A 26,943-nucleotide genomic window follows, 5' to 3' on the forward strand; every position below is an offset into this window, starting at 1 on the left:
AGGTAAAGAACGCCTTTCTTTGGCCCAGGTTATTTGCTTGTCGCCGATAGGCGGGCGCCTGCGCTTTTGTTCATACTTCGTTTAGGGTTGGTTCTAACTTGTGTAGGGCTGCATAAAATAATGGTAGAACGAGTTGGACCTGCACAATAGGGGGGTATCAGCATGATGTATAAGTTACTAGCTTTAAATATTGACGGCACTTTATTGCAGGATAATGGCCGTATAAATAAAGTAACGAAAGATGCCATTGCATATGCTAAAGAGAAAGATGTTAAAATTGCTCTTACAACATCCAGAAATTTTCCCACAGCAAAAAGAGTAGCCAAATCATTAAAAATTGAAGAGCATATTATTGCTCATCAAGGCGCTTTTATTGGCAAAGAGATTGATAAACCTGTATTTGTAAGAAGAATAACAGAGAACATTACAGGAGAAATGCTTGATTTATTCGCATCATTTTCCTGCCAGATTAACATCATTCATGAAGAAAGTCTGCTGGGAAATAAGATGAGTTTACCGAATCAACTAATGGCGAGAGTCGTTTTTCAAAAGCCTAATCGTTTGGCTTATTCAGAGCAATACGTGGATGATTTGAGAGAAACCTTCCAGCAGAATCCCATATCTCCAACGATGATTGAAATTGTATTTGAGCATAAACATGACCGAGAAGATGCAATCAAGGTGATTGAAGAAATGTATGATGAAGTAGAGTGTATTAAAACAAATCCTCTACGTTTAATCATTGTTCCAGTAATGGTATCAAAATTAAAAGGGGTTCAATTTTTATGTGAGCATCATGGAATTAAAAGGGAAGAAGTAGTGGCAATTGGATCAGATGTAGATGATTTGCCGCTGATTCAATGGGCAGGACTTGGCGTAGCAATGGGGAATGCACCAATAGAAGTACGCAATGAGGCGAATTGGATCACAAGATCCTACGAAGACAATGGTGTTGCGTATATGGTGAAGGAACATTTCCGTAAACAACATCGTCTAGGCTTTTTGAAAAATATGAAATAAATGAAAAACAGCGTGTCCATACGCTGTTTTTTTCTACGTATTTATTGTATGATGGAACATATATTCGTTATGAGAGGAAGATCCCAATGAAAAATGAGATTCACTTTATTCATACAGCTGATCTGCATTTGGACAGCCCCTTTCTCGGTTTAAAAGATGTACCAACGGATCTTTTTAAACGAATCCAAAATAGTACTTTTGAGGCCTTTGAAAAATTAATTGATACAGCCATTGAAAGAAGTGTTGACTTTATTATCATTGTAGGGGATTTATTTGATGGTGAAGATAGGAGTATTAAAGCACAGGCAAGATTAAGGCAGCAAATGATGAAACTAGAACAGGCCGGCATCCATGCTTTCATTTCACATGGAAATCATGATCATTTAGCAGGCACTTGGTTACATTTAGATATGCCCTCGAATGTACATATCTTTAGTGAAGAAGTTTCCTGTATTGCTTTTACTACAAAAACGGGTTTAAACGTTCATTTATATGGTTTTAGTTATCCAACCAGACACGTGATTGAAGGCAAAGCTTCTGATTTTATCAAAGAAGGGGAGGCTGATTTTCATATTGGTCTCATACATGGACAATGTGAAAGCAGCCGAAGTGATCATCAACCATATGCACCGTTTACGATTCAAGAATTACTACAAAGGCATATGGATTATTGGGCATTGGGTCATATACATAAAAGCGAAATTTTACATAAAGACCCGTATATTGTGTATCCGGGCAACCCACAAGGCCGCCATAAAAATGAAAAAGGGAAAAAAATAGGTTATGGGGTTTGCATGAATATTGAAGGACAGACGAGTCTCCAGTCGATTCCTACATCTATAATTCAGTGGGAAAGTATAGACATTCCTTGTGAGGATGGGATAACTTTTACTGAATTGTATACGAAATGTGTATCGGAAATGAAAAGCCTAGTTGATCAAGTGAAATGTGACGTATTACTGGAAATTAATTTGAAAGATCCGGATCAACTTTCTTCTGTCATACAGCAAAAGATCGAGAATGAAGAGTTTTTAGAAATGCTTCAAGAGGAAACTGAGATAGGAAATTCATTTATTTGGCCATATAAGATTAACATTGAGAAGCAACATACTAATGAAGGTTTATTTGCAGACCCTATCTTTTGGAACCTGATGAATCAAACCATTTCAGATTATACGCATGAAGAGATCGATGGTTCGCTATCAAGCTTATATACGCATGTATATGCCAGTCGCTATTTATCTCCATTAACTGACAACAAAAAAGAGCAACTTTTAGTCGAGGCCCAGAAACGAATAAGTGAACGGATTGCTGTCAAGAAAGTGAGGGAAAATAGATGAAGATAAAAAGCCTATACATATATGGATATGGAAAATTTACAGAATTTGCGTGGAATTCCGTTGGCTTAATGCAAGTTGTGTACGGTCATAATGAAGCAGGAAAATCGACGATCATGGCCTTTATCCATAGCATTTTATTTGGCTTTCCTTCGAAACAGTCTTCTCAATTAAGATATGAACCAAAATACAGTCATGCCTATGGAGGAAGATTGGTTGTTGAAACTAAGACAGATGGGGATGTAGTAATCGAGCGAGTAAAGGGGAAAGCTGGTGGCGAGGTTCGAATTCAATTTAAGGACGGTACGATCGGTGGGGAAGAGCAGTTACTTTCTTTATTAGCTGGTATGAATAAAGCACTGTACCAAAATTTGTTTTCCTTTGATCTTAAGGGGATTCAAGAAGTTCAACGATTACAGGGCACAGAAATTGGTCGCTATTTATTAGCAGCGGGTACATTTGGAACAGATCAGCTCCTTTCTATAGAAGAAGAACTAAAAAAGGAATCTGAACAGCTTTTCAAGCCGAATGGAAGAAAACCGAAATTAAACCAACTCCTTCAACAATTAAAGGAATCTGAACAAGAGCTTAAAAAAGCGAAACAGCAAAACAAAAATTATGATTCATTATTATTAAAAAAGGATCAGTTAGAGCAAAAACGGGATAAGCTCGAAAATGAATTAAAAGAGAAAGCTAATACGGTGCAGAATGTGACGACAGTATTGGAAAAATGGCCCATCTTACAAGAGAATCGTAGCATTGACCAACGTTTGGAAGAACTTGGATTGATCGAATTCCCTGTAGATGGATTAAAAAGATATGAAAACTATTTGGATAAACAGATTTTTCTTCGCACACAAATAGAATCAATCGTTGGAAAATTGGAGAAGACCGAGCAAATTCTTTCTGAATCGAAACCATCTTCGGCTTTTCAAACGGTTGTGCATCGAGCAGATAAGCTTATTCAAGAATGGCCGCTGTTTTTACAAAACCGTGAAGATATAACGGAAAATGAGCGGGAGATAGAAGAAAATAAGGGGAGAATAGCAGAAATAGAACAAGCTTTAGGTCTGCACGTACAGGCAGAAAGCTTGGAGTTAGGTATTACTGTCAAAGAACAGGTAAGAGAAGAATTAAATGAACAGCTCAAGTTGCAACTACGAACTGAAGATTTGACAAAGCAATTGGAAAAAGCTTCGTTTAAATTTGCGGAAATGGAAGCTCAATGTCAAAGCATTGAAGAGAGTTTGTGGTCAGAAACTGATTTTAAGCAACTGGAGAAGGAAAGAAACGCTTGGATCGAAATAGAAGAACAATTGTATGAAAAGAAAAGACAAAGCGGTAATAGCCAGCAGCTTCACAAAGAAAAAAAACAAAGCAAATATAGAAGGATAGGGGAGGGCGTGCTGTTTTCTCTCAGTTTTGTGCTCTTTGTCTGGGCTATTGTATCAACACAATGGCTCTTAAGCTTATTTTCTGGAGCGGTATGCGGCTATTTATTGTTTATCATTTTTTTAGCTAACAAAGGAAAGGCAAGTTCAGATGAACATCTATCTGTACAGATTCAGGAATTAACGGCAGAATTGGAAAAACGCGGAAAAAATTATCACCCGAAAGTGGTATACGAAGAGCAGGTTGAATTGCGGAATGAATGGAAAAGAATGTACCAGATAGTAGAACAGACAGAACAGGCAAAGCAGGACATAATGGGGCAAGAGCAACAAATAAAAACCTATTTAGCAAGAAATAAAGAGCAGATTCAAGGCTATAAGGGATCATTCGGATTGCCAATTGACTTTCCAGATTTCCGTTTAGAGGACGCCATGGATTTATTATCGGAAAGAGAAGATCGTAAGAAGAACATCGAAAAGCTAAAGAGTCATTTACAAGAAAAGCTTGATAAGCAAATGAATTGGCTCCAAGAGCTGGAGCATATTGCAAGTATAGCCGGTTGCACAAGAGAGGATCCTTCTGAAACGCTTTTTTCTATCAAACAGAAATTGAAATTGGAAGAAGAAAAAATAATTAGACAAAATGAATGGAAAGTAAAAAAAGAAGAGTTAGAGAGTGAAAGAATAGCCCTAGAAAGTGAATATAAGGAATATCATGATCTCCTTAGCGAATTGCAGAAAAAAGCTGGTACAGCAGATGAAGAGCAATATCGCGCAAAAGCTAAAGAAAATGAGGAAATGCACCAATTACATGCCAGGCAACATATTTTACAAGATCAGCTCAATCAGTCAATAAAAGATTATTTTAGCTTATATGCTTCACAGGATGAAATAAAGCAAGAGTATACCCAGCTTTTAATGTCGATCGAAGCGATCGAAAGAAGTTTGGAAAATATTAGGCAAGAAGTGGCTACACTTGATCATCAGATTGCTATGTTGGAGGAAGGGGGGACATATACAGAAAAGCTACATCGCTTCTATCAATCTCAGTCGATTTTTCAGGATGAAGCAATGAACTGGGCTAAGGTGAATATGGCGATTTCCTTACTACAAAAAACAATGAATAATTATATATTAGATCGCTTCCCAAAGGTTGTGCAGAAAGCAAAGGAATATTTTGCGTTTTTGACAGATGGGGAATATCTTTCATTATATTATCAAGAAAATGATCAATTATATGTGGAAAGAAAAGATGGGACATTAATGGAGCCTGCTGAGCTAAGCCAAGGAACGAAGGAGCAATTATACATCGCCTTAAGATTTGCTCTCGTTTTTGTGATTCAAGATGATTATCCCTTTCCGATTATAATTGATGATGGGTTTGTGAATTTTGATAAAAATCGCACAAAAAAAATCTGTACACTTATTCAAACAATAAGTAAAGATAATCAAGTACTATTATTTACTTGTCATGAACATATAAGAGAATTATTTTCAAACGATCATGTCTTTATACTACCCACCAATCATGAGCAAAGTTCGAAAAGCGGCAAGAGTCATAGTATGATATAATTTTAGAAAGAAGCATATAGAGGATGTTCAAAAAGTCCGGTAAAAAAGACACTGCGAGATAAAGGATCTTCTACTAAGTACCGACATGTCTGAGTCGAATGTCGAATCACCACGTCCTGTGGACAACACAGAAGTCGGCGCAATAAGCCGCAAGTTCCGCCTCGAACTTTCGACGTACAGGACGTACTAGTGTAGGACGTTTGCGATTGAAATTAGTTGGTCCTTTTTATCAGCCTTTTTGAACACATTCAACTAGGAACGGAGGCGTGAAAGATGAAAGGAATAATGGAACATGAGGTCGGGGAGCAGGTTGATCTCTTTTTATTAATTAAAAGTGCAACAAAGGGTATGGCAAGTAATGGTAAACCTTTTCTAACCATAATTTTACAAGATAAGTCAGGTGATATTGAAGCGAAATTATGGGATATCTCGAATGATCAGGTGAGAAATTTCCAAGCTGAAACAATTGTGCGGGTAGCGGGTGAGGTACATAATTATCGTGGAAGGCTGCAATTGAAAATTAGGCAAATTCGACCTGCATCCTCTCAAGATGGAGTGAATGTCGCTGATTTCCTTGAGACTGCTCCAATCGATAAGGAAGAAATCTCAAGTAAAATTACTCAATATATATTTGAAATGAAGAATCCTAATCTTCAACGAATCACTCGCCATTTAATCAAGAAATACTTAGATCGCTTTTTAGAATATCCCGCTGCAACAAAGAATCATCACGAGTTTGTATCAGGGCTTGGCTATCATGTTGTGTCAATGCTTGATTTAGCTAAAGCGATCGCAGAGCTTTACCCGTCTTTAGATCGAGATCTTTTATATTCAGGGATTATCCTTCATGATTTAGGAAAGGTCATTGAATTGTCAGGGCCTGTTTCTACGACGTATACAGTCGAGGGTAATTTATTAGGGCATATTACAATTGTTGTGAATGAAATAGCTAAGACTGCAGAAGAGTTAGGGATTCAAGGAGAAGAGGTCGTTGTCTTGCAACATGTCGTATTAAGCCATCATGGAAAATTGGAATGGGGAAGCCCGAAGCAACCTATGATTAAAGAAGCAGAAATTCTGCATATCATTGATAATATTGATGCAAAAATGAATATGCTTGATCGAAGTTTAAAACGAGTGAAACCAGGTGAATTTTCCGAAAGGATATTTCCCTTGGATAACCGGTCATTTTATAAACCTACATTTCATTCTTAATGTCTTTCAATTGAAAGGCATTTTTTTTCTTTTGGTACATATACTTTATTAAAAGAATTAACAGCTGTTCCAGTACTAATTGGACAAGTATAGGAAGGAGTGGACATGTATTGAGTTTACCTATCTGGATATACGTAGTCGTTGCAGGGATCTTCTTAAGCGCATTCATGGCAGTGAAGACAGCTAAGGAGGATCGGGATATGGAAGAGGAATGGATTGAACAAGAAGGACAAGTTTACGTGGATCGTATGCAAAAGGAGAAAAAGGATAGACAAAAACTTAAAACCTTAGCTGGTAAATAAAGCGAGACTGCCATCAGCAGGGGTCTTCTTCATCCCCACTTAGATTTCTTTGAAATTAGCTAGCCTTGAAGTGTGGGTCTTACGGACGATTGCACGGGATGAAATGAAACTTCAATCACCGGAGAATATCTGCTCGTTAATGCGGGATAAAAAGAAAAAAGCTGCATATCGCAGCTTTTTTCATAGTCAATCATTTATCATTTATCTTCTTTTTCATCAGCTGAATCTTGGTCTTCTGCCTGATCATCATTTGATGTGTCTGCATCCTCATCCACTTGATCATCGGGTGCTTCACCAGGATCTGGAGCGTCCATTATGGAATCTAATGATGCTTTTAAATCGTCATCTTTAACTTCCACTTTGGCTTTTTTAAGCTCACTCTTCATTGCTTGAAGGATCGAATCTTGATCAAGCTTGGCCAATTTTAACTCTTGGGTGTATTCATCTTTTACTTTATCAAATTCTTCTTTTTCTGGCTTTTTCGTTACTTCAATAATATGCCAGCCAAATTGGGTTTCAATCGGAGCACTTACTTCGCCTTCTTTTAAATCAAAAGCTGCAGCTTTAAAGTCCTCGTCCATTTGTGGATCCTCTCTTGAAAGGGTACCAAGATCTCCACCATTTTCTGCTGTTGCATCTGTCGAGTACTCTTTCGCTACATCGGCAAAATCTTCGCCGTCATCCAATTTCTTCTTCGCTTCTTTAGCCGTCTTCTCATCTTCTACAATAATGTGTCGAACATCGATATCAGGCTCTTTCTGATCGTAATACTCCTGCAGTTCATCATCTGTCACTTCAATGTCTTTCGTTGCGGCTTTTTGTTGCAACAGATTTAAATAAAGAACTTCTCGAAAATCTTCTTCATCACTGAAGCCAGATTGCATGAGTTGCATTTCAAATTGTTCTCCAAGCTGGTCTTTAATTTTATTCAATTCTGCGTCTACTTCTTTATCGCTTACTTTATACTCTTTTTCAAGTACTTTTTCTACGACAAGTTGTTGAAGTACTTGATCTCCAACTCTTTCCTTCATCGCATCGTAAAGTTCCTCTTTTGATACATCTCCCGCTTTTGATTTTACAACGGTATCCCCGCCGCCGCTACAAGCAGCAAGTCCAACAACACCAGCTGCTAACGTTAGGGAAAGCACCCACTTTTTCATAATTGACAACTCCCTACAATATTAAGTCGAAGATTGTTTTAAGCCACAAAACTTACTATAACATAGTTTATTGCAGATGATAAATACTTTTTCTAATAATTCGTTAAAAATAGGCATTTGCTTCATGGCAAATCAACTGAAAAGGACATAGGGTATAAGGAATGGGAAAACAAACTATTTGGTTGGAAAAAATTTAAAGGTTTGCCTGCAATTTGACATTTTCTTATTCAACTGATTATGAACAGGAGCATAATTTTGAAAAAAAATGAGAAACTTGGGCAAACGTCCTAACCAATAACAAAAAAATGAATAATATAAAGTAAGATCTAGAGGAGGTGTTGTAATTGTCAGCTGGAGCTGGTTACGGCGGAGGCTTTGCCCTTATCGTTGTATTGTTCATTCTGTTAATTATCGTGGGGGCGTCTTGGCTATAATATAAGAAGGTTAAAATACAAAAAGGCGGGTTCCGATTTAGGGAACTCCGCCTTTTTACGTATACAAAATTTTAATGTAGGTTGAGAAAAGGAGAATAGTGGTTAATGTGTTAATTGTACGAAAAACCGTTGGTTGGCGTTCTTCTGGAATTTCCCTAAGGACACAGAGGGAGTTGGTAAGGTTATTAAATATGTATAAGATAATAATAGCAAAAATACAAAAAAGCGAGATCAATATGTTTCCTTCCCTTCGTCTCCTATATAGTAAAAGAATATCAAATTTATCTTAAAAAAGATAGGGAAAATTAAAATCGAGTTCTCATGCACGAGGTGGTAAAATATGATAATGTGCTTTCAAAGCAGTGTTACATTAGGAGAGAAACTTGTGTGCAATCCCATCTGGACAAGTCTGTCTGCTCGTAAGCAGGGGCCTGGAGCAGATAGACCGTTCATCTCTCTTGAGATCGATTTAATTTTTAACCAGAATCTCATACCCATTTTCGTTTTCTTCAATGAAGGACCCACTTGGAGAAGCTAAAAGTGTTTTTAAAAATTTAAAATCTGGTGTACAGAGACCAATATGATAAGATAGCAAAATAGCAATATAATGGCGGTAACTTGGAAATAAAAATAACGCCGCTATTAATATAGAATTTATGATAATAAACGGAAAAATCAATGCTAGTGAATATTGAGCTTTAGAAACTGGTGTAAAAATATTTACTTGCATAATAGGTAATATATGAAAATACCATTCAATTTTTAGTTTTATTTTTCCGTAAGCACATCTTAATGGCAATAAGTGACAAAATTTATGCAAGGGATATAGTAAAATAAGGATAATAAAAAAAGTGAGTGCATGATTATCCTTTAATTGCCCTGACGCCATTGTTTGTATCAAGACATAAATAAATAGAAAAACAAGTAAAGAAATAAAACTAGATGTGGTGAAAATCCGTAAAAAATGATATTTTCTATTTACATTAAATGATTTCCAACAATGCATTATGTGCTCCTCCAAAATGAAAAAGTAAAGTGAGATTTATCGGGATGTTAGCGTCCGTTATCTCCCACTGTGACTTCTTTGGAATTTCATTATTTTGAAGTGGGGGTTTATGGACGGTTGCACCGAGATAACTCTACATACTTTACGACGAAATACAAGTAAAATCAATAGGCTTTTCGAATAAATCGAATGGAATATCATTTCACCGGTCATCCGGTAAGACTAAGATGAATACGAGGGAACAGAATGGATCATTTATTAACAAGAATTGAAAAATTAGAATATCATCAAACCTTATTAATGAAGATGATACGGTCAGCGGGGTTTGAGTTTGATCGATTGGTCATCACCCATAATTTGGGACAACCTGAGGTTGAGGAATTCTTAATTATGTGTGAGGAATTGAATAAAGAAATGCTTGAACAAAAAGCAGAGAAATTTATCTTCTATGCTCCACTTTTTGTTCAATTTAAACGCAGACTTACACCCAAGTTAGATCATCGTGAGGTGATTGAGGCCTGTTTAAAACAGCGAATTTTCCCAGAGTTAATGGATAAACTTAAAAGAAATATCGAGGACTAAATAACGTTCTCTACGTCTAGATCTCTTTGCTCTTCTTTTTCTAAGAATTCCTTTTCCAATCGGGAAAAAGATGTCTCGAATATTTCCATGAAATCCTCTCCGTAAATATTGCGAACAATGGCCAGAAGTTCAATCACTTCAGGAAATTTACCATACAACTCACGCAAAGGCAGGGCACCTTGATATACAGAATTATTGGCAGGTTCATAGGCATCCATTAATTCTAATAGTAAGTTTGTCCCTTTATCTGTGAGCTTTATGTATGTATTACGCTTGTCGTTTTCTCGCTTGGAAAGAGTTAATAATTCTCTTTCTTCCAACTTTTTGGAAAAATTAAAAGCTGTAGAAACATGCATCACACCAAATTTAGAAATGTCTGAGATCGTCGCTCCATTTAAGTAGTGCGCAATCCAAAGAACATGATGTTCATTAATATTTAAATCGAATGGTTTGATCCATCTTTGCCAGTCTTTTTCAATGGCTTTCCATAAAGCTTTCGATAATTGGGCCATTCTTTGGGTAAAAAGCATAGATTCTGTAAATGAATATTCTTTTTCTTCCATTTATTTTCCCCGCCTTTTATACTTTAATAACATTATGCCAATAAAGTAAAGATTAATAAAGATATAAATTCACAAAATCTTTAAAAAGGCAAAAAAAAATGAAGAGATTGAGACAAAATTGTATTTATCAAAGGAAAAACCAACTATCAAAGTTCGTTTTTCCCGCTTCGGAACTATACTTCGCTTTCTACGGGCGAGTGGCAGTTCAGCTTTGCCTTATGGGGTCTTGTTGAACTCTCACTTCCCGCAGAAGTCTGGCTATATTTCCTTTGCTAAGATAATTCTGCGTTCGTCTTTGGCGTTTAGTTATGTCTCAATCTCTTCATCATTTTAAGAATTAGAAGAAAGCTGATTTTCTTTTAACTTTTCTTCAAGTTGAGAAATGGTTTTTTGAATCTCTTGCATTTCTTCTTGTAGCACTTTTTTATTCGGTTCCACGCTTCGTTGCCATTCTTCTACGGCTACCTTCACATCAGCAGCAAGCTCTTTGATGACTTCTTTCCCTTCTTTTGATACCTTTGTAACGGAATCTTTAATATCCATGACATCTTCTTTTAATTCTGTTGCCATTTTGACCCAATCATTTTTCGATTCTTTCACTTGATTACGCAGTTCTTTTCCTGAGCTTGGAGCAGTGAGTAGTGCAGTCGCGGCTCCAACAACACCACCAACAAGAATACCGGTTACTAATGCTTTTCCGTTCATCCGTATCACCTCAAAATTAATCTTATTTAACAACTTCTCCCATTATTAAAAAAATCCTTCATTTTTCTTTACCCCATCTACTCATGGTTATTCATATAATAGCATAAGATTAAAAAAAGGTTGATGGATTACTTAAAGATGATGTTCAAAAAGTCCGTTAAAAAATGATATTGCGAATTAGAGGATCTTCGACTAAGTTCCGACACGTCCTGTCTCGAACGGCGAATTCACCACAACCCGCGCAAGTTTGTTGGCTTGTCTATGCTCTTTTTTTTGAACATGTAACTAAAAGAAAAGTGATAGTTGAAGGAAGAGGTGAGCAGAAATGACAATTGTAAAGTTAATGATTATCATTATTGGGATCATTCTGCTTTTGGTGATGGGATATCAAATCATTCTGTATTTGCGGTCAGGCATTTATCCGCCTAAAAGAGTTGTAAAAGAGCGAATCTTTCTTAGTGGAGGAGTAGGTCTCTCTTTTTTCATTATTGGCATTTTTATTATTATATTTGGAAAATAAAAAGCCTGGTATAACGAGGTAGGTTATACCAGGCTGGACACATTTCATTACATGGAAGCAGTGGAAGCAAAATTTGTTCTCTTTAAGATTGTTATGACCAACGGGTACAGAATAAACAATATGATGGCATTAAGTACCATCGCTGGGAGTACAGCAGAGCCGAATAAGGCCAGGAAGGGTCCTGGTAATTCAAATAACAAATAGGCTGAACCAAGGAATATTGTTCCTGAAACGATTGTGCAAACAACCGAAAGAATAGTTAGGGAAAGTTGCTTCGATAGCTTTTTGCTTAGTAATAGAAATAGTCCATAAAAGACAAAGGCAGTAATGGGTTTATCAATGATATTGGGAATTTGCCCCATCGGAAAACTTGTTGTTAAGGCAGTTAAAAGCCCTGTTGCAATTCCTAATAATAAAACATTTTTCTTATTAGGGAAGAGGGCGATTCCTAAGAACATCATGGCCAGCATCATATCAGGTTTAATTGCCCACGCTCCAGGCATAACTAAATGGAGCACCGTCCCAATTCCTAACAACATCGATAAAATAACAAGTGTTTTTGTCTTCATCTTCTCTCTCCTCTTCTCATCTAAAGCTCATTTCTTTCCTGACGTGCACTATTGCCGGCAGCGAAAGGTTAAGAATATTTTATCATAGGAGCAGATGTAAAGAAAGGTAAAAAAACTCCTGTAAAGCCAGGAGTTTACAGTCGAATCGCTTGGTTTATAGTGGAAGCGATCTGTTGAAGATCTTCATTTGAATATTCAGCTTGATGACTGATAAATTTCTTTTTAATTCCATCATTCTTATCATAACGAGGGACAAGGTGGAGATGATAATGAAAGACTTCTTGTCCAGCAAATGAGCCATTATTATTGATTAAATTTAATCCTTTGAGGTCAAATTGAGATCGCAGGGCCCGAGAGATCGCAGGAACAACAGAAAACAATTTTTCAGCTGTTTCTGTATCTAAATCAAAAACATCTTCTTTATGTATTTTTGGGATCACAAGCGTATGTCCTTTAGTCACTTGACTTATATCAAGGAAAGCCAGGACATCATCATTTTCAAATACCTTTGCTGAAGGTATCTCACCATTAATAATTTTGCAAAATATACAATCACTCATCGATATCACCTTCCATTTTTTATCAGTTTAACACAGAATAGGGATCAAAGGCTAAAATCGCGATGTCCTGCCAGCAGGTTCAAAGTACGACATCTTGTCGTTTCACCTGCACTAGTACGTCCTGTACGTCGCAACGCCTTTGTGATCAACATCATCCTGTTGGCCTAAATAAAAAAACGTGCAAGGTTTCATAAGAAACCTTGCACTGTGAAGGGATTTGCGGGTTTTTAAGGAAAGATTCTCTTTGTAAGTTATCTCCTTTTACGGAAACAACTTAATAAAAAGATTTTCCCGACTTTCCATTACCATGCCCAACGGAACCATCTCCCTTGTCGATTGTCAAGTTTGATTTATCCAATATTCATGATCAATGTTGATCGCTACTTACTTTCCAATGATGTTGATGTCTTTCGACTGTTCAACTTCTTTCCCGCTCCTTCATCCATTATAATAGCCAGATCTGCAATTGTTCATACTGGTAAAATGAGCCAATCTTAAAAAAGGTTTTTTTAAGGTAGAAGAATCAGCAATAGATGAAATAATTTGGTAAACTAATGTACATAGAGAATAAAGTGAAACTTCAATCAGTGGTTTTTTTCATCCCCTATTGATTTCAGAGGATCAAAGGCTAAAATCGCGACATCCCGCTGGTAGACTCAAACGCGACGTCCTGTCGCTTCGTCTGCACGAGTACAGCCTATATGTCGCAACGCCTTTGTGACCAACATCTTATTGGCCTGAACCAATCGGGCTTTTACGGACAGTTATCCCACCTATGCTACTCCGTATTCTCTAAAGCCCTGAGGTGGGAGGATTACTGCCCGTTAATGCGGGATAAAAGAGAGGACGAAGGGACATGCCTTTACTGGATATAAAGAAAGTAACAGGTGGATATACAAAGAAACCGGTTATTGAAGATATTTCTTTTCAAGTGAACGCGGGCCAAATTGTAGGGTTAATTGGTCTAAATGGAGCTGGGAAAAGTACAACAATCAAACATATTATTGGATTAATGGAAGAACGCGCAGGAGAAATCACTATTAATGGTATATCATTAAAGGAAAAACCAGAAGAATATAGGAAGCAATTTTCTTTTGTACCAGAAACACCTATTCTTTATGAAGAGTTAACATTGGAAGAACATTTAAAATTAACTGCAATGGCTTATGACCTTCCTGAAGAAGTATTTAAAAAGCGAATGACACCGTTATTAAAGGAATTTCGTCTTGATCAGAAATTAAAGTGGTTTCCAGCTCATTTTTCTAAAGGAATGAAGCAAAAGGTCATGATTATGTGTGCTTTTTTAAATGAGCCCTCTTTATATATTATTGATGAACCGTTTGTGGGACTTGATCCTCTGGGGATTCAATCACTTTTGGACCTTATGAATAGCATGAAAAGCAATGGAGCGGGGATTTTGATGTCCACCCATATTTTAGCGACAGCGGAGCGGTATTGTGATCGTTTTATTATTTTGCATAATGGGAAGATTAGAGCCAATGGAACACTAGAGGATTTGCGTGAAGAGTTTTCTATGAAGAATGCGTCTCTAGACGATATTTATTTGCAATTGACAAAGGAAGAGATCGATGAAAACAATAAATGAATTGTGGAAGGAAAGAGTACAAGCCTATATAAAAGAACTACAGAAATACATGAAATACATGTTCAATGACCATTTATTATTTGTCATCATTTTTGGCGGGGGAGCTGCATTATATTATTATTCTCAATGGGTCAAGACCCTGCAGCCTTCATTTCCTGTAGCGATTATTATGGCAATCCTGTTGGCCTTAGTTTTATCCGCAAGTCCGATTACAACACTTTTAAAAGAAGCAGACATTGTGTTTTTGCTTCCGCTTGAGACAAAGCTTAAACCATATTTTAAAAAGGCAATTACTTTAAGTTTTGTTACCCAAATTTATCTGATTGTTTTTGTAGTTGCCGCATGTATGCCGATGTTTGTTCAAGTAACAGGCAAAAGCTTTAAGTGGTTCTTATATTTACTTTTCTTAACAATCTTATTAAAGTATTGGAATTTATTAATTCATTGGTGGATGCTCAAAATAGCTTCCTCATATTCGCTTATTTTCGATTGGCTTATTCGGTTTGCGGGAAGCGGACTCTTGCTTTATTTTATTCTAAATGACGCTTCGTTTTGGTTTATCGGTGCTATCTTATTTATTATCGCCGCTTTTTCAATCTATGTTAGGGAAGCTGCGAAAAATAAAGGGATTAATTGGGAGCGACTAGTTGATAAGGAGCAAGCAAGAATGCAAGCTTTTTATCATGTGGCGAATATGTTTACAGATGTGCCGCACCTAAAAGGACGTGTTAAAAGAAGACGTTGGCTTGATGCTTTGTTTACTTCGATTCCTTATGGAAGTGGCCAGACATACCGTTTTTTATATGCCCGCGCGCTCGTAAGAACGAATGAATATTCAGGATTAATTATCAGGTTGTCTGTCATTTCAGCGTTGATTATTCTTTGGAGTGATCAATTATATTTATCAATTGCGATTTCTTTATTGTTTATTTATTTAACAGGCTTTCAGCTATTTCCCATCTTAAGACGGTATGAAGTGAAAATCTGGACAAATCTTTATCCAATTAAGAAGAGTCAAAAAAATAGTGCCTTTTTACAATTATTATTGAAATTATTACTCTCACAGGCAATTCTATTTGGTATCTGTGCATGGATAGGTGGGGATATTATACATGGTGTCATTGTAGCAGGAATTTCGATTATCTTTGCTCTCCTGTTTGCCCGAGTATATGCGCCTGCAAGAATAAAGAAAATTTTTTCTATATAAATTTGTATAGAATGTCGTTCAGATAGCTAAAAAGGACGACATTTTTAAAAGATTGTGATATAGTGAGCATATGATCGATCATAATAATATCTTTCTAGGGGGAGTCAAGATGAAAGCAGCTAGATGGCACGAAGCAAAAGATATCCGCGTAGAATCGGTAGAGGAACCTGTCATCACAGCGGGAAAGGTAAAAATTGAAGTGAAATGGGCTGGGATCTGTGGAAGTGATCTACATGAATATGCAGCGGGTCCTATTTTTGTTCCAGTGAAAGAGCCGCATTATGTAAGCAAGGAAGTAGCCCCGATTGTGATGGGGCATGAGTTTTCTGGTATTGTAACAGAGATAGCTTCAGATGTAACAAAAGTAAGAGTAGGCGATCCAGTTGTTGTTGAACCAATTCTTGCTTGTGGTGAATGCCCTGCCTGTAAAAAAGGGAAATATAATGTATGTGAGCATTTAGGTTTTCATGGTCTCTCTGGTGGTGGAGGCGGATTCGCTGAATGTACGATGGTAGATGAGCATATGGTCCATAAGATGCCAGAAGGACTTACCTTTGAACAAGGAGCATTGGTAGAGCCGGCTGCTGTAGCTCTTCATGCTGTTCGGCAAAGCAAACTCAAAGCAGGAGATAAAGCAGCTGTATTTGGTGCAGGACCTATTGGTTTACTGATCATTGAAGCATTACGTGCTGCAGGAGCCTCTGAAATTTATGCAATTGAAATCTCGCCAGAACGAGCAGAAAAAGCGAAGGAGTTAGGTGCTAAAGCCGTTATTAACCCTATGGAAGAGGATGCTGTTCAACGCCTGCTTGAATATACGAACGGTGGGGTAGATGTGGCTTATGAGGTTACCGGAGTTCCAGCTGTTTTACAGCAATGTATTGATTCCACTACATTCGAAGGTGAAACGGTTATTGTATCTATTTGGGAAACAGATGCTTCAATTCTTCCAAATAATATTGTATTGACGGAAAGATCTGTGAAAGGAATCATTGCCTATAGAGATATTTTCCCAGCTGTAATGGAATTAATGAATCAAGGCTATTTTCAAGCGGAGCAGCTTGTTACGAAGAAAATAGTCCTTGATGATATAGTGTCTGAAGGCTTTGAAGCATTAATCAAAGAAAAAAATCAAATTAAAATTTTAGTGAAACCTTCTATTTAAAGGAGAAAAGAGGAGTTCTGACACAGAGAATTCCTCTTTTCTGTTTAGTGTTATGATTTAGCAGCTCGTAATGCAACAAGGCCCAGTGTTTTTGCGGCTGCAAGCATCGCTTTCTCATTAATATCAAATTTTGGATGATGATGGGGAAACGGCACAGACACACCTTCAGGCTTGGCTCCAGTAAAAAAGAACGTTCCTTTCACATTTTCTAAATAATAAGCAAAGTCTTCTCCCGTCATTTCGGGAACAGATTCTTCTACATTTTCAATATCCGGAATCTCATTAGCCCATTGAGCGAGCCATTCTGTTTCCTCAGGATGATTCACGACGGCTGGGTACCCTTTATGATAGTGAAATTCAAAATCGCAATCAGCGGCAAGACAAGTGCCTTTTGTGATTCTTTCTAATTCCATTTCGATCATGTTTTGTATGTCTGGTTTGAATGTGCGGACTGTGCCACCAAGGATGACTTGATCGGCAATCACATTAAAGGAATTTTCTGCCCGAAAATACCCAATCGAAAGGACAGCAGATTCAATCGGATCTACTTTCCTACTAACAATTTGTTGTACATTCATCACCAATTGAGAGGCAATGACAATGGAGTCTTTTGATTTATGTGGTTGTGCACCGTGCCCTCCGTAACCATTAATTTTAATTTCAAATCGATCAGCTGCTGCCATAATCGGCCCCTTACGATAGGCGACTGTACCATATGGAACAGTTGCCCATAAATGAGTACCGAAAATGAAATCCACACCAGCCAAACAACCATCATCAATCATTGGTTTTGCCCCACCTGGGGAAAGCTCCTCGGCGTGTTGATGGATCAAAACATACTCTCCGGCAAGCTCATCCTTCATTTGAAAGAGTATTTTTGCAAGGACAAGCAGGGTGGCTGTATGTCCATCATGCCCGCAAGCATGCATCACACCAGGGGTTGTCGATTGAAAGGGAAGGCCGGTTTCCTCTTGAATGGGTAAAGCATCGAAATCAGCTCTTAAAGCAATGGTCTTCCCAGGTTTCCCGCCGCTTATCTTGGCTACGACTCCATTTCCTCCCACACCAGTACGAACTTCTGTTACTCCCAAATTCCGATAATATTCCGCAATATAGGCGGCAGTCCTTTGCTCTTGAAAGGAGAGTTCAGGATGTTGGTGAAGATATCTGCGGATTTCAACCATCTCATCATAATGTTGATCTAGCTTTTTAAATAACATCTCTTTCAATTTGTTCACACACCTAACATATGGTATTTTATCTTTTATTCTGCAATCTCTATGGGTTCTGATTATTTCTATATTATATCAGTATTTTATAAATATTTGTTTATTAGTAAAAAAAGTGAAATTTCATTGAGAGAGCGACCAATATTGTTGACTCCTGAAAAATATGTATTATAAAAGATTTAACCCAGAGAGTTTAAGAACTCTCTGGGTTAAATGGATCTTCTTCTAATTCTTCTATCTCGTCTTCGGAAACAATATACGTATACGTATGAGGAGGGGACGAGAACATGTTCCCTAGGTGCTGGGGGATTTGAAATTTGGTGAAAGTGGGGGACTTTTCCCAGCGTACATAGAAGCTTTCGCTTTGCCACAATGTCATGATGATATAGGTTTCACTTGATAGTGGACGTAAAATCCGCGCCGCTATTATCCCTTCTTCCTGTTTGATGAACGTCAGTTTATTTTCAAAATTATATTCAAATAATGGTCTGTTCTCATCGCGAACAGATACACAATGGCATGCTACAAACCCTTCGCTTGCAAAATGACCAAATGCATCCATCGTCTCGTACTTCCGCGGTGATTGGAAGAGCGAGGCTTTATTTGTTTCATGCCATAGCTCTGCTGTACGCATGTTTTGCATAAGCATCATTTTCTCGGCAGGATGCTGCTCCTTGAGTTTTTTTAAATACGAATATGTTCCGGCGGTTATATACATATACATTGTTATCACTCCATTTGTCATATTCAATAGGGTACCATGGTTGCTGTATTTTACCCATTGTTATCGAACTTGAAACAGAATTCCTCTTGTCTGTAGGTTTAAAATCTCCCGCAATATGGACAAAATATGAATAAAAAGTAGTGATGAAATCGGACAATTTTATGACAAGCGGCTCTAGTTGCTATACTTTGCTTGGTAAAAATAATATAGTTAGGACAACCACTACTATTTCGTATTAAGTAAATTATAGCATGTTTGCGAAAGGCGGATTTATATATTTATGACAAAAATAACGAATAATACATTTTTGCGAGCGGCAAGAGGAGAGCGAGCGGAACATGTACCTGTTTGGTATATGCGGCAAGCCGGCCGATCACAAGCTGAATACCGGAAATTAAAAGAGAAATATTCTTTATTTGAGATCACACATCAGCCTGAGTTATGTGCGTATGTCACAAAGCTTCCTGTTGATATGTATAATGTTGATGCAGCGATCCTTTATAAAGATATTATGACTCCACTTCCAGCAATAGGAGTCGATGTTGAAATCAAAAGTGGCATTGGACCTGTTATTGATCAACCGATCCGATCGAAAGAAGATATTGAAAAGCTAGGAGAAATTGACCCAGAGCAGGATATTCCTTATGTATTAGACACGATCAAGCTTCTAACAAAAGAACAACTAACTGTTCCGTTAATTGGGTTTGCAGGAGCGCCCTTTACTTTGGCAAGTTACATGATTGAAGGAGGACCGTCGAAAAATTACCATAAAACGAAAGCTTTTATGTATGCTGAATCACAAGCTTGGTTTCTTCTAATGGACAAGCTTGCGAATATGACTGTTCGTTATCTAAAGGCACAAGTGCAAGCTGGGGCAAGCGCTCTACAAATTTTTGATTCATGGGTTGGGGCAGTGAGCAGGGTGGATTACCAGACCTATATTAAACCAACAATGGAAAAAATATTTAAAGAAATCAAAGAAGTAAATGTACCATTGATCATGCATGGGGTAGGAGCGAGTCATCTTGTACTGGAATGGAATGATTTGCCGCTTGATGTCGTAGGGTTAGATTGGAGATTACCGATTTCAGAAGCGAGGCAATTAGGAGTCACCAAAGCCGTACAAGGAAATCTTGATCCAGCTGTACTGATCGCGGATTGGTCTACAATTGAAACAAAAGCGAAGGAAATCCTTGATCAAGGAATGCAACAACCAGGCTTTATCTTTAATCTCGGCCATGGTGTATTTCCAGAGGTAAGTCCAGATGTTTTAAAGAGATTGACGAATTTTATTCATGAATATAGTAAAAAGTAAGCTTAGTTAAAAGGAACGAGGAGTGAAGGAAATGAGTAAGAAAAAGATCGGTTTATTAGTCATGGCATATGGGACTCCCTACCATGAGGATGACATCGAGCGATATTATACACATATTCGCCACGGTCGAGCCCCTTCAAAAGAAGCACTAGAAGATTTACAAAATCGTTATCAAGCTATTGGCGGAATCTCTCCACTAGCTAAGATCACAGAACAACAAGCGTATGGCTTGCAAGATCATTTAAATGAAATGCAAGATGAAATTGAATTTAAAACGTATATAGGACTAAAACATATTGAGCCTTTTATTGAAGATGCCGTGCAGAAAATGCATGAAGACGGAATAGAAGAAGCTGTTTCTCTTGTACTTGCACCTCATTTTTCTACTTTCAGTGTTGATTCTTATAATAAACGAGCAAAAGAAACTGCGGAAAATTGTGGCGGTCCGACAATCACATCTATTGAGAGCTGGTATACTGAACCTAAGTTTATTCAGTTCTGGGCAAACGAAGTGAAAGAGATATATGAAAATATGAGCGAGAACGAACGAGAAGCAGCTTGCTTGATTGTTTCAGCTCATAGTCTTCCAGAAAAAATATTAGAATTTGGCGATCCTTACCCAGAGCAGTTGAAGGAAACAGCTCAATTGATAGCTGAAACAGCAGGTGTAACGACTTATCATGTTGGCTGGCAAAGTGAAGGAAATACACCAGATCCATGGTTAGGCCCTGATGTGCAAGATTTAACACGAGAACTTTTTGAAAGTAAAGGGTATAAAGCATTTGTGTATATTCCAGTTGGCTTTGTTTCGACTCATTTAGAAGTTCTTTATGACAATGATGTGGAATGTAAAGTAGTGACAGATGAAGTAGGGGCTTCTTACTACCGTCCAGCTATGCCAGATGCTCAGCCTGAATTTATTAATGTATTGTCTACCGTTGTTCTTAAGCATCTTGGAAAAAATTAAGAGGATATTCAAAAAGTCTGGTAAAAATGGCACTGCGGGATATAAGGATCTTCGACTAAGTACAGTCACGTCCTTTTGTCGAACGTCGATGTCACTACATACGCGCAAGCTCGTTGGCTTGTTGCTCCGCTCCTTGGAAAAGAAAACCACTTTTCCTACTTGCGATGCGGATTCAGAGAAGCTTTTATGTGCTCATGTATCAGGAAAGGATCTTCCGTTAAAAATGCCCCTGTCCTGTGGGCAATACGGAAATTAGTACATCCTGTACAAGTCCGGCTCGATCTTTCGACGTACAGGATGTACTAGTGTCAGCGCCTTTAGCGGGCGGGTCCTTTTTAACCTCCTTTTTGAACACGTACTATATTGGATCGATAAAGTAGGCGATTGTTTATGAATCAACGAAAGAAAAAAGTGGTGATAGTCGGTGGAGGGATCACCGGCTTAACTTCCGCTTTTTATTTGAATCAAGCGATTAATCAGCACCAATTGCCGATTGAATTGACACTAATTGAAGCAAATCATCGGTTAGGCGGTAAGATACAGACAGAATATAAAGATGGTTTTGTGATTGAAAAAGGTGCTGACTCCTTTCTTGAACGGAAATCAGATGCTAAACAGCTAGTGCAGGATGTTGGTTTGGCACATGACCTTGTTAGGAATACCGCAGGGAAGACACATATTGTGGTAAAAGATCAAATGTATCCCATGCCTGTTGGGGCTGTTATGGGAATTCCTACAAAGTTGGGGCCGTTTTTGAAAACGGGTCTTTTTTCAGTACAAGGAAAAGTGAGAGCAGCATGTGATTATATTTTGCCGCGTTCTAAAGTGGAAGGGGATCAATCGATTGGCAGCTTTATCAGAAGGAGATTAGGCGAAGAGGTTGCAGAAAATTTAGTGGAACCTCTATTATCTGGTATTTATATTGGTGATATGGATCAACTAAGCCTCCTATCTACCTTCCCGCAATTTCATGAAGCCGAAAAGGAACATCGAAGTTTAATTCGTGGATTAAAGAAAATGTCGAAGGAAGCTGGGCAAGGGACCTTGACGAGTAAAAACCAAGGTGTTTTTCTTACCCTAAAAAATGGTTTACAATCATTGGTCGAAGCAATTGAAACACAGCTTAAGGATGTGACAATCCTAAAAGGAATTGCAGTAAAAGAAGTAGAAATGGTGAAAAACACCCATTATGAAATGAAATTAAATGATGGGAAATCGATTCAAGCTGATGGGGTGATTCTAGCTCTTCCGCATCCAATGATGCCAGAATTAACGCCAGCTGAAAATTATTTAAGAGACTATACAGATATGTCAGCGACAACCGTGGCTTCTGTTGTCACAGCCTTTAAAGAGGATGCTATTAATCTAGCAGATGGGGTTGGGTTTGTTGTGTCTAGACATAGTGGTTATACGATTACAGCTTGTACATGGACGCATAAAAAATGGCCGCATACCGCACCTAAAGGGATGGCCCTCCTTCGTTGTTATGTGGGACGAATTGGAGAAGAAACCGTTGTGGACCTTTCTGATTCAGAAATTGAAGAAATGGTTTTAGAAGACCTAAAGGAGATATTAAACATCACAGAAAAACCGGAATTTTCAATTGTTACAAGGTGGAAGAAGGCCTTTCCCCAATATAATGTTGGGCATCATCAACGCATGAATGAGCTGAGCGAATCATTGAGTAAAAAAATGCCTGGTGTATTTGTGACAGGGAGTTCATGTGATGGCCTTGGATTACCGGATTGTATTACTCAAGGAAGAGCGGCTGCTGAAAAAATGAAGCAATTTCTTAATTGATGAAGAATGGCTTGCAGATATGTGCGATGAAAGATAAAAACCAAGCAAAGAACAATGTGATACTGCTCTTTGCTTGGTTTTTAATGTTTTGCAGCTGATTTAATATCTTTTAGTATTTGTTTATAAGGCACATCCTTGTCAGCAGGATAATCACTAATGACCTCACCCTTTTTATTCATAAGGAAAAATTTTGTGCCATGAATGACCTGGTCATCATTTTCAGGTTTGACGACCCATTCTTTGAAATTTTTAAGAGCATAATCTTCAATCTCATCTTGGCTATAGCCAGTTAGAAAATGCCAAGTTGAGAAATTAGCTCCAAAAGATTCTCCAAATTTTTTTAAGCCTTCCGGGGTATCAACTTCAGGGTCTACACTAAACGAAACAAAATGCACATTATCTATCCCTGCATCTTCCACTTGTCTTTGAAGATCACTCATATTGGCTGTCAAGGTCGGACAAATGGTTGTGCAATTTGTAAAAATCAAATTGCCTACCCATACCTTATCTTCCAAGTCTTTAAGTCCAAAGCTTTGTCCTTCTTGATCCGTATATTGGAAATCTTCTAATGGCCTTCCTTCTTTAGCTGAACAACCTGCGATGACTAATAAACAGGACAATAAAAGTAGCATTCCATATTTTTTCATCAAAAAACCTCCAAACCCTCCATGCTTCCATTATCATTATAGCCAAAAATATGAAGGGAATGGGCATTTATGCAATCTGTTCAGAAACTTTTCATAAATTATCGTTTTTGCTTATACATTTAGAGGAAATTATCAATAAAAAAAGAGAGGATTGGAGGGGACATACAATCGATCTAGAAGCGATGGACCGACTGAAGGGGATGGGGAATAATCGAGGAACAGCCTGTTAAAAATTGAAGCCTCACACAACACAAGCTAAATCACTTAGGAGCCATGGCTATGCTGCTTAGATTCCGATATTTGCGAATCTTTTTTCCTTGACTTTTTTCTTTTTTTCTTTGTGCTAGTCATACGCAGCACAATATAATTGATTACTTCTTCAAAGATAGCTAGTACTACAAATGGTGTAAGAATAAGTAAAATCCATTTCCACATTTAGATCACCTTTTATGAGAAGTCATTTTGAGAATCTATTATTATGATTGATACTATTTTAACATGAAGTTCGAGAAAACAAGCAATTATTTTTTAGAATACGTAAACGATTTATCAAATAAGAAAGACGAAGAGTAGATTTATAGCTTGACTCTTCGTCTGATCAACCATCATTTAGTAAAAGTTGATTTTACATGCTCCACTGGCTTTACAATGATCACATTTAATTTATTTACCTGTTTACAACCGTCTAAATCAGTTTCACTCAATATTCCTAAATCTAAGGCAGATTTGATTTTTTTATTGTCAGGCCGTCTTTGGATTAACTCATTTAATTGGAGAGTTTCCAATCTTTTAACGGTTTCTTCTTGTTCATATTTTTCTATCGTGCGAATTTGCCTTTGTAACATATATTCATCTACAGTGACCTCGCCTTTCTCATGATAGCCCAGAAATAGGTCGAAGTAATGGTTGAATATGTTCTTGAGTTCGTCTAACTGTTCTTCCGTTCTCTTTTTCTGCTCATTTAATTGATAATAACGCACAAGCATTTCTTTTGTTATCACGGGCTGAGAGTCAGTCATCAAAATCGCTCCAATCTAGAATAAATTATATAAAAACATATGGGATAGAAAAGAAATTTATTCCACGTAAGAAGAGATAACCCTAACGCTCTTCAATTAATATATCCTTTTTCCTATGCTGTTTCATAGCAATAGAGAGGAAGTATCGTTCTTTTTACCTGAATTTCCCAGAAACAATCGCGCGTGAGCTTTTGATAACGTATACTGAACGTTGATTATGGCTATAGGGAGGTTTTGAAGTGAAGAAATTTTTGCGAGTAGTCGGAAAAATCATCTTCATCTTATTTGCTGTGTTTGTTGCCTCTTCTCTCTTAATTGCTGGAGGATTTTGGGGTTATCAAAAATACAAGGATTATCGACTAGAAAAATATTTAAAAGCTTTACCAGAGGATCCGGTGATTTCTACTAATACGATGGCTGAATTACATGGTGATGAAAAAATTGGTGAGCAGAAGATGACCATCCAAGAAAAGGTGGATGCAGGGTTAAATCCATATGTCGATGATACTTCAGGGAATGGGATATCAGATTGGGATGCAATTCATACCTATCAAACAGATCCAAAAAAATTTTCAACCGCTGATGACGGAATTAGTGATCTGGCTAAAATAAAAGAAGGGCTTGATCCCACAGAGCCTTTGGATAAGAACACCATTGATGAATTTAATATTGAAGATGAAGCATTAGATGTAACGATACATACAAATGATTTAAATGCGAAATACCATTCATTTATTGAACCCTACCAACAAGATGAGCTAGACGCTATTTATGAACCAGTTCGTCAACCTGTGCAATTTTTTAATTACAATGGGGAAGTGGAGCTAAAGCTTCCACAAGATGTTAAAAATCAACAAGAGTTAAAAGCTTTTTATTTTGATTTTAATAAAGAAGATTTTGTGGAAATAAAAAAACAACGCGTAGAGGATGATGCTATCTTTGCGACGATTAATGACTCATCTCCAGTCTATATCCTTAATCCAGATACATATGAAAGAATTGAAAAGTATTATTATTTCCGGGTGTCTGGTTTTCAATTTAGCCGTGCTGTTGCAGGATTCGATCATAAAGTGTTTATTTTTAAGCGTGCTTGGCGTGATAGCGACGATTTTGTAGAGGACAAATATGAAGATGAGGAATATGGGATTACTGAGTTATCGATTGGAAAAATTGGTCCTATATCTGCAGCTTTCTTAGATGGGGTATATGCTTTATTGGATAAAATTTTTCAGCCGCTTGATGAAACTGATAATAATTGGCTCGCTCGTGCTCTTCTTGATTATGGAACCGTTATGGGGACACCTGATTATGTCAAAAAATATTCAATGCCTTGGATTTTTGATGATGAATTTAATCAGGAAGAAGTGTACTCAGCTAAAGTGATTGATACAGGCTTTCTTTCCAATGCGAATGCCTTCCGTTTCGGTAATATGTTAACACCGCTTGGAGATGGAGGGATCTGTGCTGGAATTGTACGTGTGATTGAACGGGTTTTTAATCAGGAAGAGATCGAAACGGAACTAAGTTATAAACCCGAAACGATTAAATCGTGGTTAAGAGAGCTTTTGGGTAGTACTGATTATAAGTCGTTATCCTATGACTTAGAACCTCAATTAGAACATTATCCTTTCTTAGATGATGGATATCTGTACGGCTATCGTTTTACAGATGACCAAATTTCTTATATTGGAAAAGAGACATATATTGATGATGTAACGATTGATCCAAGTAAGATTGATGAGCCGGATCAAACATTAGTGAAAATGTTAGAAACCCAATGGATCTATGCTAATGAATTTATTAACTATACGACAAAGCCATATGAATCTTCGAATATAACTATTTTAGATCAAGTGGAGGACGCTTTAGCAAATGGAAATGTAATTTATGCTTCTTTGCATAAAGAGTCAGGTGGGCATGCAGTGAATATTTATAAAATGGAATATGACGAATTTGATCCAAATCTCATCCGCTTGTACGCCTATGATTCGAATTTTCCATATGGTCGATTAAAACAAGAGAAAAAGCGGGAATTGTTTATGAATATTCATAAGAAAAAAAGGAACACAGAAAACGGAGTAGAGGAGTATTTTCAATTTGACTATACACCATTTTCAAGTAAGAACTATTCCTACAATAATACCGAAGATGATCATGAAATTCGCTTTTTCGTCAATGATCAAGCTTTAAAAGGGAAATAACAAAGGGGCTGTCGCAGAATGCATAATATGCATTTGATGACAGCTCTTTTTTCTATGTTAGGTTGCTCCTTTTTGAGATTCACTATCTTATTTTTGGTGGTAAAAAGAAATTGTTCGTTTTTTGGCG

26 protein-coding genes are annotated in these 26,943 nt (G+C 37.4%); 15 read left to right on the forward strand and 11 right to left on the reverse strand.

Annotated elements, in window-relative coordinates:
- Positions 1-162 precede the first annotated feature (162 nt).
- The 5 genes from KI375_RS21395 to KI375_RS21415 all read left to right on the forward strand — a co-directional run bounded on the left by KI375_RS21395 (position 163) and on the right by KI375_RS21415 (position 6,837).
- Positions 163-1,020, forward strand: coding sequence for a Cof-type HAD-IIB family hydrolase (locus KI375_RS21395; protein ID WP_212975431.1), 858 nt, complete (start codon positions 163-165; stop codon positions 1,018-1,020).
- An 86-nt stretch (positions 1,021-1,106) separates the two neighbouring features.
- On the forward strand, positions 1,107-2,360 hold the full coding sequence (locus KI375_RS21400; protein WP_212975432.1) for a metallophosphoesterase family protein: 1,254 nt from the start codon (positions 1,107-1,109) through the stop codon (positions 2,358-2,360).
- Positions 2,357-5,320 carry an ATP-binding protein gene (locus KI375_RS21405; protein WP_212975433.1) on the forward strand — a complete coding sequence of 988 codons (2,964 nt, stop codon included), beginning with the start codon at positions 2,357-2,359 and terminating at the stop codon, positions 5,318-5,320. Before KI375_RS21400 ends, KI375_RS21405 begins: the two co-directional genes overlap by 4 nt.
- Before the next feature lie 273 nt (positions 5,321-5,593).
- Positions 5,594-6,535, forward strand: coding sequence for a 3'-5' exoribonuclease YhaM (gene yhaM / locus KI375_RS21410; protein ID WP_212975434.1), 942 nt, complete (start codon positions 5,594-5,596; stop codon positions 6,533-6,535).
- 110 nt (positions 6,536-6,645) lie between these two features.
- Positions 6,646-6,837 (forward strand): sporulation YhaL family protein, encoded by a 192-nt coding sequence (locus KI375_RS21415; protein ID WP_207450818.1) that lies wholly within the window; start codon positions 6,646-6,648, stop codon positions 6,835-6,837.
- Positions 6,838-7,034: 197 nt separating this feature from the next.
- Here the strand turns inward: KI375_RS21415 and KI375_RS21420 are convergent, their stop codons facing one another.
- Positions 7,035-7,997, reverse strand: coding sequence for a peptidylprolyl isomerase (locus tag KI375_RS21420; protein WP_212975435.1), 963 nt, complete (start codon positions 7,995-7,997; stop codon positions 7,035-7,037).
- Positions 7,998-8,341: 344 nt separating this feature from the next.
- Here KI375_RS21420 and KI375_RS21425 point away from each other — a divergent pair, with 344 nt between their 5' ends.
- Positions 8,342-8,431, forward strand: coding sequence for a YjcZ family sporulation protein (locus tag KI375_RS21425; protein WP_064467435.1), 90 nt, complete (start codon positions 8,342-8,344; stop codon positions 8,429-8,431).
- A gap of 469 nt (positions 8,432-8,900) precedes the next feature.
- Here KI375_RS21425 and KI375_RS21430 read toward each other — a convergent pair whose 3' ends face one another.
- On the reverse strand, positions 8,901-9,437 hold the full coding sequence (locus KI375_RS21430; RefSeq protein ID WP_212975436.1) for a DUF3267 domain-containing protein: 537 nt from the start codon (positions 9,435-9,437) through the stop codon (positions 8,901-8,903).
- A 246-nt stretch (positions 9,438-9,683) separates the two neighbouring features.
- Here KI375_RS21430 and KI375_RS21435 point away from each other — a divergent pair, with 246 nt between their 5' ends.
- Complete coding sequence (locus KI375_RS21435; protein WP_212975437.1) at positions 9,684-10,019, forward strand: DUF1878 family protein; 336 nt, start codon at positions 9,684-9,686, stop codon at positions 10,017-10,019.
- Here the strand turns inward: KI375_RS21435 and KI375_RS21440 are convergent.
- Both KI375_RS21440 and KI375_RS21445 read right to left on the reverse strand, forming a co-directional pair.
- Positions 10,016-10,582 (reverse strand): HTH-type transcriptional regulator Hpr, encoded by a 567-nt coding sequence (locus KI375_RS21440; RefSeq protein WP_212975438.1) that lies wholly within the window; start codon positions 10,580-10,582, stop codon positions 10,016-10,018. The genes KI375_RS21435 and KI375_RS21440 overlap by 4 nt on opposite strands.
- A 330-nt stretch (positions 10,583-10,912) precedes the next feature.
- Positions 10,913-11,287, reverse strand: a complete 375-nt coding sequence (locus tag KI375_RS21445; RefSeq protein WP_207450823.1) for a YtxH domain-containing protein — start codon at positions 11,285-11,287, stop codon at positions 10,913-10,915.
- 325 nt (positions 11,288-11,612) lie between these two features.
- On the opposite strand from KI375_RS21445, the gene yhzF reads away from it, so the two are divergent.
- Positions 11,613-11,807, forward strand: a complete 195-nt coding sequence (gene yhzF / locus KI375_RS21450; protein ID WP_212975439.1) for a membrane protein YhzF — start codon at positions 11,613-11,615, stop codon at positions 11,805-11,807.
- A 47-nt stretch (positions 11,808-11,854) separates the two neighbouring features.
- Here yhzF and KI375_RS21455 read toward each other — a convergent pair whose 3' ends face one another.
- Together KI375_RS21455 and KI375_RS21460 are read right to left on the reverse strand one after the other, a co-directional pair.
- Positions 11,855-12,376, reverse strand: a complete 522-nt coding sequence (locus KI375_RS21455; RefSeq protein ID WP_212975440.1) for a tryptophan transporter — start codon at positions 12,374-12,376, stop codon at positions 11,855-11,857.
- Between the two features lie 134 nt (positions 12,377-12,510).
- Positions 12,511-12,936, reverse strand: coding sequence for an HIT family protein (locus tag KI375_RS21460; RefSeq protein WP_212975441.1), 426 nt, complete (start codon positions 12,934-12,936; stop codon positions 12,511-12,513).
- 856 nt (positions 12,937-13,792) lie between these two features.
- Between KI375_RS21460 and KI375_RS21465 the strand changes: the two genes are divergently transcribed.
- From KI375_RS21465 to KI375_RS21475, 3 genes are all read left to right on the forward strand, one after another.
- Complete coding sequence (locus KI375_RS21465) at positions 13,793-14,542, forward strand: ABC transporter ATP-binding protein (protein ID WP_212975442.1); 750 nt, start codon at positions 13,793-13,795, stop codon at positions 14,540-14,542.
- Positions 14,526-15,749 (forward strand): ABC transporter permease, encoded by a 1,224-nt coding sequence (locus KI375_RS21470; protein ID WP_212975443.1) that lies wholly within the window; start codon positions 14,526-14,528, stop codon positions 15,747-15,749. The genes KI375_RS21465 and KI375_RS21470 overlap by 17 nt, the downstream gene beginning before the upstream one ends.
- Positions 15,750-15,858: 109 nt before the next feature.
- Positions 15,859-16,914 (forward strand): 2,3-butanediol dehydrogenase, encoded by a 1,056-nt coding sequence (locus KI375_RS21475; RefSeq protein ID WP_212975444.1) that lies wholly within the window; start codon positions 15,859-15,861, stop codon positions 16,912-16,914.
- Between the two features lie 50 nt (positions 16,915-16,964).
- On the opposite strand, the gene KI375_RS21480 is transcribed toward KI375_RS21475, so the two are convergent.
- Both KI375_RS21480 and KI375_RS21485 read right to left on the reverse strand, forming a co-directional pair.
- Positions 16,965-18,143 (reverse strand): M20 family metallopeptidase, encoded by a 1,179-nt coding sequence (locus KI375_RS21480; RefSeq protein WP_280528672.1) that lies wholly within the window; start codon positions 18,141-18,143, stop codon positions 16,965-16,967.
- Between the two features lie 193 nt (positions 18,144-18,336).
- On the reverse strand, positions 18,337-18,867 hold the full coding sequence (locus tag KI375_RS21485) for an antibiotic biosynthesis monooxygenase family protein (protein ID WP_212975445.1): 531 nt from the start codon (positions 18,865-18,867) through the stop codon (positions 18,337-18,339).
- A 280-nt stretch (positions 18,868-19,147) separates the two neighbouring features.
- On the opposite strand from KI375_RS21485, the gene hemE reads away from it, so the two are divergent.
- The 3 genes from hemE to hemY all read left to right on the forward strand — a co-directional run bounded on the left by hemE (position 19,148) and on the right by hemY (position 22,949).
- Entirely contained in the window at positions 19,148-20,182 is a 1,035-nt protein-coding gene (hemE, locus tag KI375_RS21490; protein WP_212975446.1) for a uroporphyrinogen decarboxylase, read from the forward strand.
- A 31-nt stretch (positions 20,183-20,213) separates the two neighbouring features.
- Positions 20,214-21,149: a ferrochelatase gene (gene hemH, locus KI375_RS21495; RefSeq protein ID WP_212975447.1), complete on the forward strand. Its 936-nt coding sequence runs from the start codon at positions 20,214-20,216 to the stop codon at positions 21,147-21,149.
- 390 nt (positions 21,150-21,539) lie between these two features.
- On the forward strand, positions 21,540-22,949 hold the full coding sequence (gene hemY / locus KI375_RS21500; protein WP_212975448.1) for a protoporphyrinogen oxidase: 1,410 nt from the start codon (positions 21,540-21,542) through the stop codon (positions 22,947-22,949).
- A gap of 80 nt (positions 22,950-23,029) precedes the next feature.
- On the opposite strand, the gene KI375_RS21505 is transcribed toward hemY, so the two are convergent.
- The 3 genes from KI375_RS21505 to KI375_RS21515 form a co-directional block, all read right to left on the reverse strand.
- Positions 23,030-23,596, reverse strand: coding sequence for an SCO family protein (locus tag KI375_RS21505; protein ID WP_212975449.1), 567 nt, complete (start codon positions 23,594-23,596; stop codon positions 23,030-23,032).
- Positions 23,597-23,860: 264 nt separating this feature from the next.
- Positions 23,861-24,031, reverse strand: a complete 171-nt coding sequence (locus KI375_RS21510; RefSeq protein ID WP_212975450.1) for a hypothetical protein — start codon at positions 24,029-24,031, stop codon at positions 23,861-23,863.
- A 170-nt stretch (positions 24,032-24,201) separates the two neighbouring features.
- Entirely contained in the window at positions 24,202-24,615 is a 414-nt protein-coding gene (locus tag KI375_RS21515; RefSeq protein ID WP_212975451.1) for a hypothetical protein, read from the reverse strand.
- Between the two features lie 239 nt (positions 24,616-24,854).
- Here KI375_RS21515 and KI375_RS21520 point away from each other — a divergent pair, with 239 nt between their 5' ends.
- Positions 24,855-26,816, forward strand: a complete 1,962-nt coding sequence (locus KI375_RS21520) for a hypothetical protein (RefSeq protein WP_212975452.1) — start codon at positions 24,855-24,857, stop codon at positions 26,814-26,816.
- Positions 26,817-26,943 lie beyond the last annotated feature (127 nt).

The sequence above is a fragment of the Bacillus sp. J14TS2 genome (assembly GCF_018333015.1).
Taxonomy (GTDB): domain Bacteria; phylum Bacillota; class Bacilli; order Bacillales; family Bacillaceae_C; genus Lederbergia.

Excerpts from the sequence above, each read along its gene's own strand:
- KI375_RS21400 (WP_212975432.1), top strand. The coding sequence starts at position 1,107 with ATGAAAAATGAGATTCACTTTATTCATACAGCTGATCTGCATTTGGAC.
- KI375_RS21445 (WP_207450823.1), bottom strand. The coding sequence starts at position 11,287 with ATGAACGGAAAAGCATTAGTAACCGGTATTCTTGTTGGTGGTGTTGTT.
- KI375_RS21430 (WP_212975436.1), bottom strand. The coding sequence starts at position 9,437 with ATGCATTGTTGGAAATCATTTAATGTAAATAGAAAATATCATTTTTTA.
- KI375_RS21475 (WP_212975444.1), top strand. The coding sequence starts at position 15,859 with ATGAAAGCAGCTAGATGGCACGAAGCAAAAGATATCCGCGTAGAATCG.
- KI375_RS21405 (WP_212975433.1), top strand. The coding sequence starts at position 2,357 with ATGAAGATAAAAAGCCTATACATATATGGATATGGAAAATTTACAGAA.
- KI375_RS21460 (WP_212975441.1), bottom strand. The coding sequence starts at position 12,936 with ATGAGTGATTGTATATTTTGCAAAATTATTAATGGTGAGATACCTTCA.
- yhaM (WP_212975434.1), top strand. The coding sequence starts at position 5,594 with ATGAAAGGAATAATGGAACATGAGGTCGGGGAGCAGGTTGATCTCTTT.
- KI375_RS21510 (WP_212975450.1), bottom strand. The coding sequence starts at position 24,031 with ATGTGGAAATGGATTTTACTTATTCTTACACCATTTGTAGTACTAGCT.
- KI375_RS21440 (WP_212975438.1), bottom strand. The coding sequence starts at position 10,582 with ATGGAAGAAAAAGAATATTCATTTACAGAATCTATGCTTTTTACCCAA.
- KI375_RS21435 (WP_212975437.1), top strand. The coding sequence starts at position 9,684 with ATGGATCATTTATTAACAAGAATTGAAAAATTAGAATATCATCAAACC.
- KI375_RS21395 (WP_212975431.1), top strand. The coding sequence starts at position 163 with ATGATGTATAAGTTACTAGCTTTAAATATTGACGGCACTTTATTGCAG.
- KI375_RS21465 (WP_212975442.1), top strand. The coding sequence starts at position 13,793 with ATGCCTTTACTGGATATAAAGAAAGTAACAGGTGGATATACAAAGAAA.
- KI375_RS21420 (WP_212975435.1), bottom strand. The coding sequence starts at position 7,997 with ATGAAAAAGTGGGTGCTTTCCCTAACGTTAGCAGCTGGTGTTGTTGGA.
- KI375_RS21485 (WP_212975445.1), bottom strand. The coding sequence starts at position 18,867 with ATGTATATGTATATAACCGCCGGAACATATTCGTATTTAAAAAAACTC.
- KI375_RS21505 (WP_212975449.1), bottom strand. The coding sequence starts at position 23,596 with ATGAAAAAATATGGAATGCTACTTTTATTGTCCTGTTTATTAGTCATC.
- yhzF (WP_212975439.1), top strand. The coding sequence starts at position 11,613 with ATGACAATTGTAAAGTTAATGATTATCATTATTGGGATCATTCTGCTT.
- hemE (WP_212975446.1), top strand. The coding sequence starts at position 19,148 with ATGACAAAAATAACGAATAATACATTTTTGCGAGCGGCAAGAGGAGAG.
- KI375_RS21470 (WP_212975443.1), top strand. The coding sequence starts at position 14,526 with ATGAAAACAATAAATGAATTGTGGAAGGAAAGAGTACAAGCCTATATA.
- hemY (WP_212975448.1), top strand. The coding sequence starts at position 21,540 with ATGAATCAACGAAAGAAAAAAGTGGTGATAGTCGGTGGAGGGATCACC.
- KI375_RS21515 (WP_212975451.1), bottom strand. The coding sequence starts at position 24,615 with ATGACTGACTCTCAGCCCGTGATAACAAAAGAAATGCTTGTGCGTTAT.
- KI375_RS21455 (WP_212975440.1), bottom strand. The coding sequence starts at position 12,376 with ATGAAGACAAAAACACTTGTTATTTTATCGATGTTGTTAGGAATTGGG.
- hemH (WP_212975447.1), top strand. The coding sequence starts at position 20,214 with ATGAGTAAGAAAAAGATCGGTTTATTAGTCATGGCATATGGGACTCCC.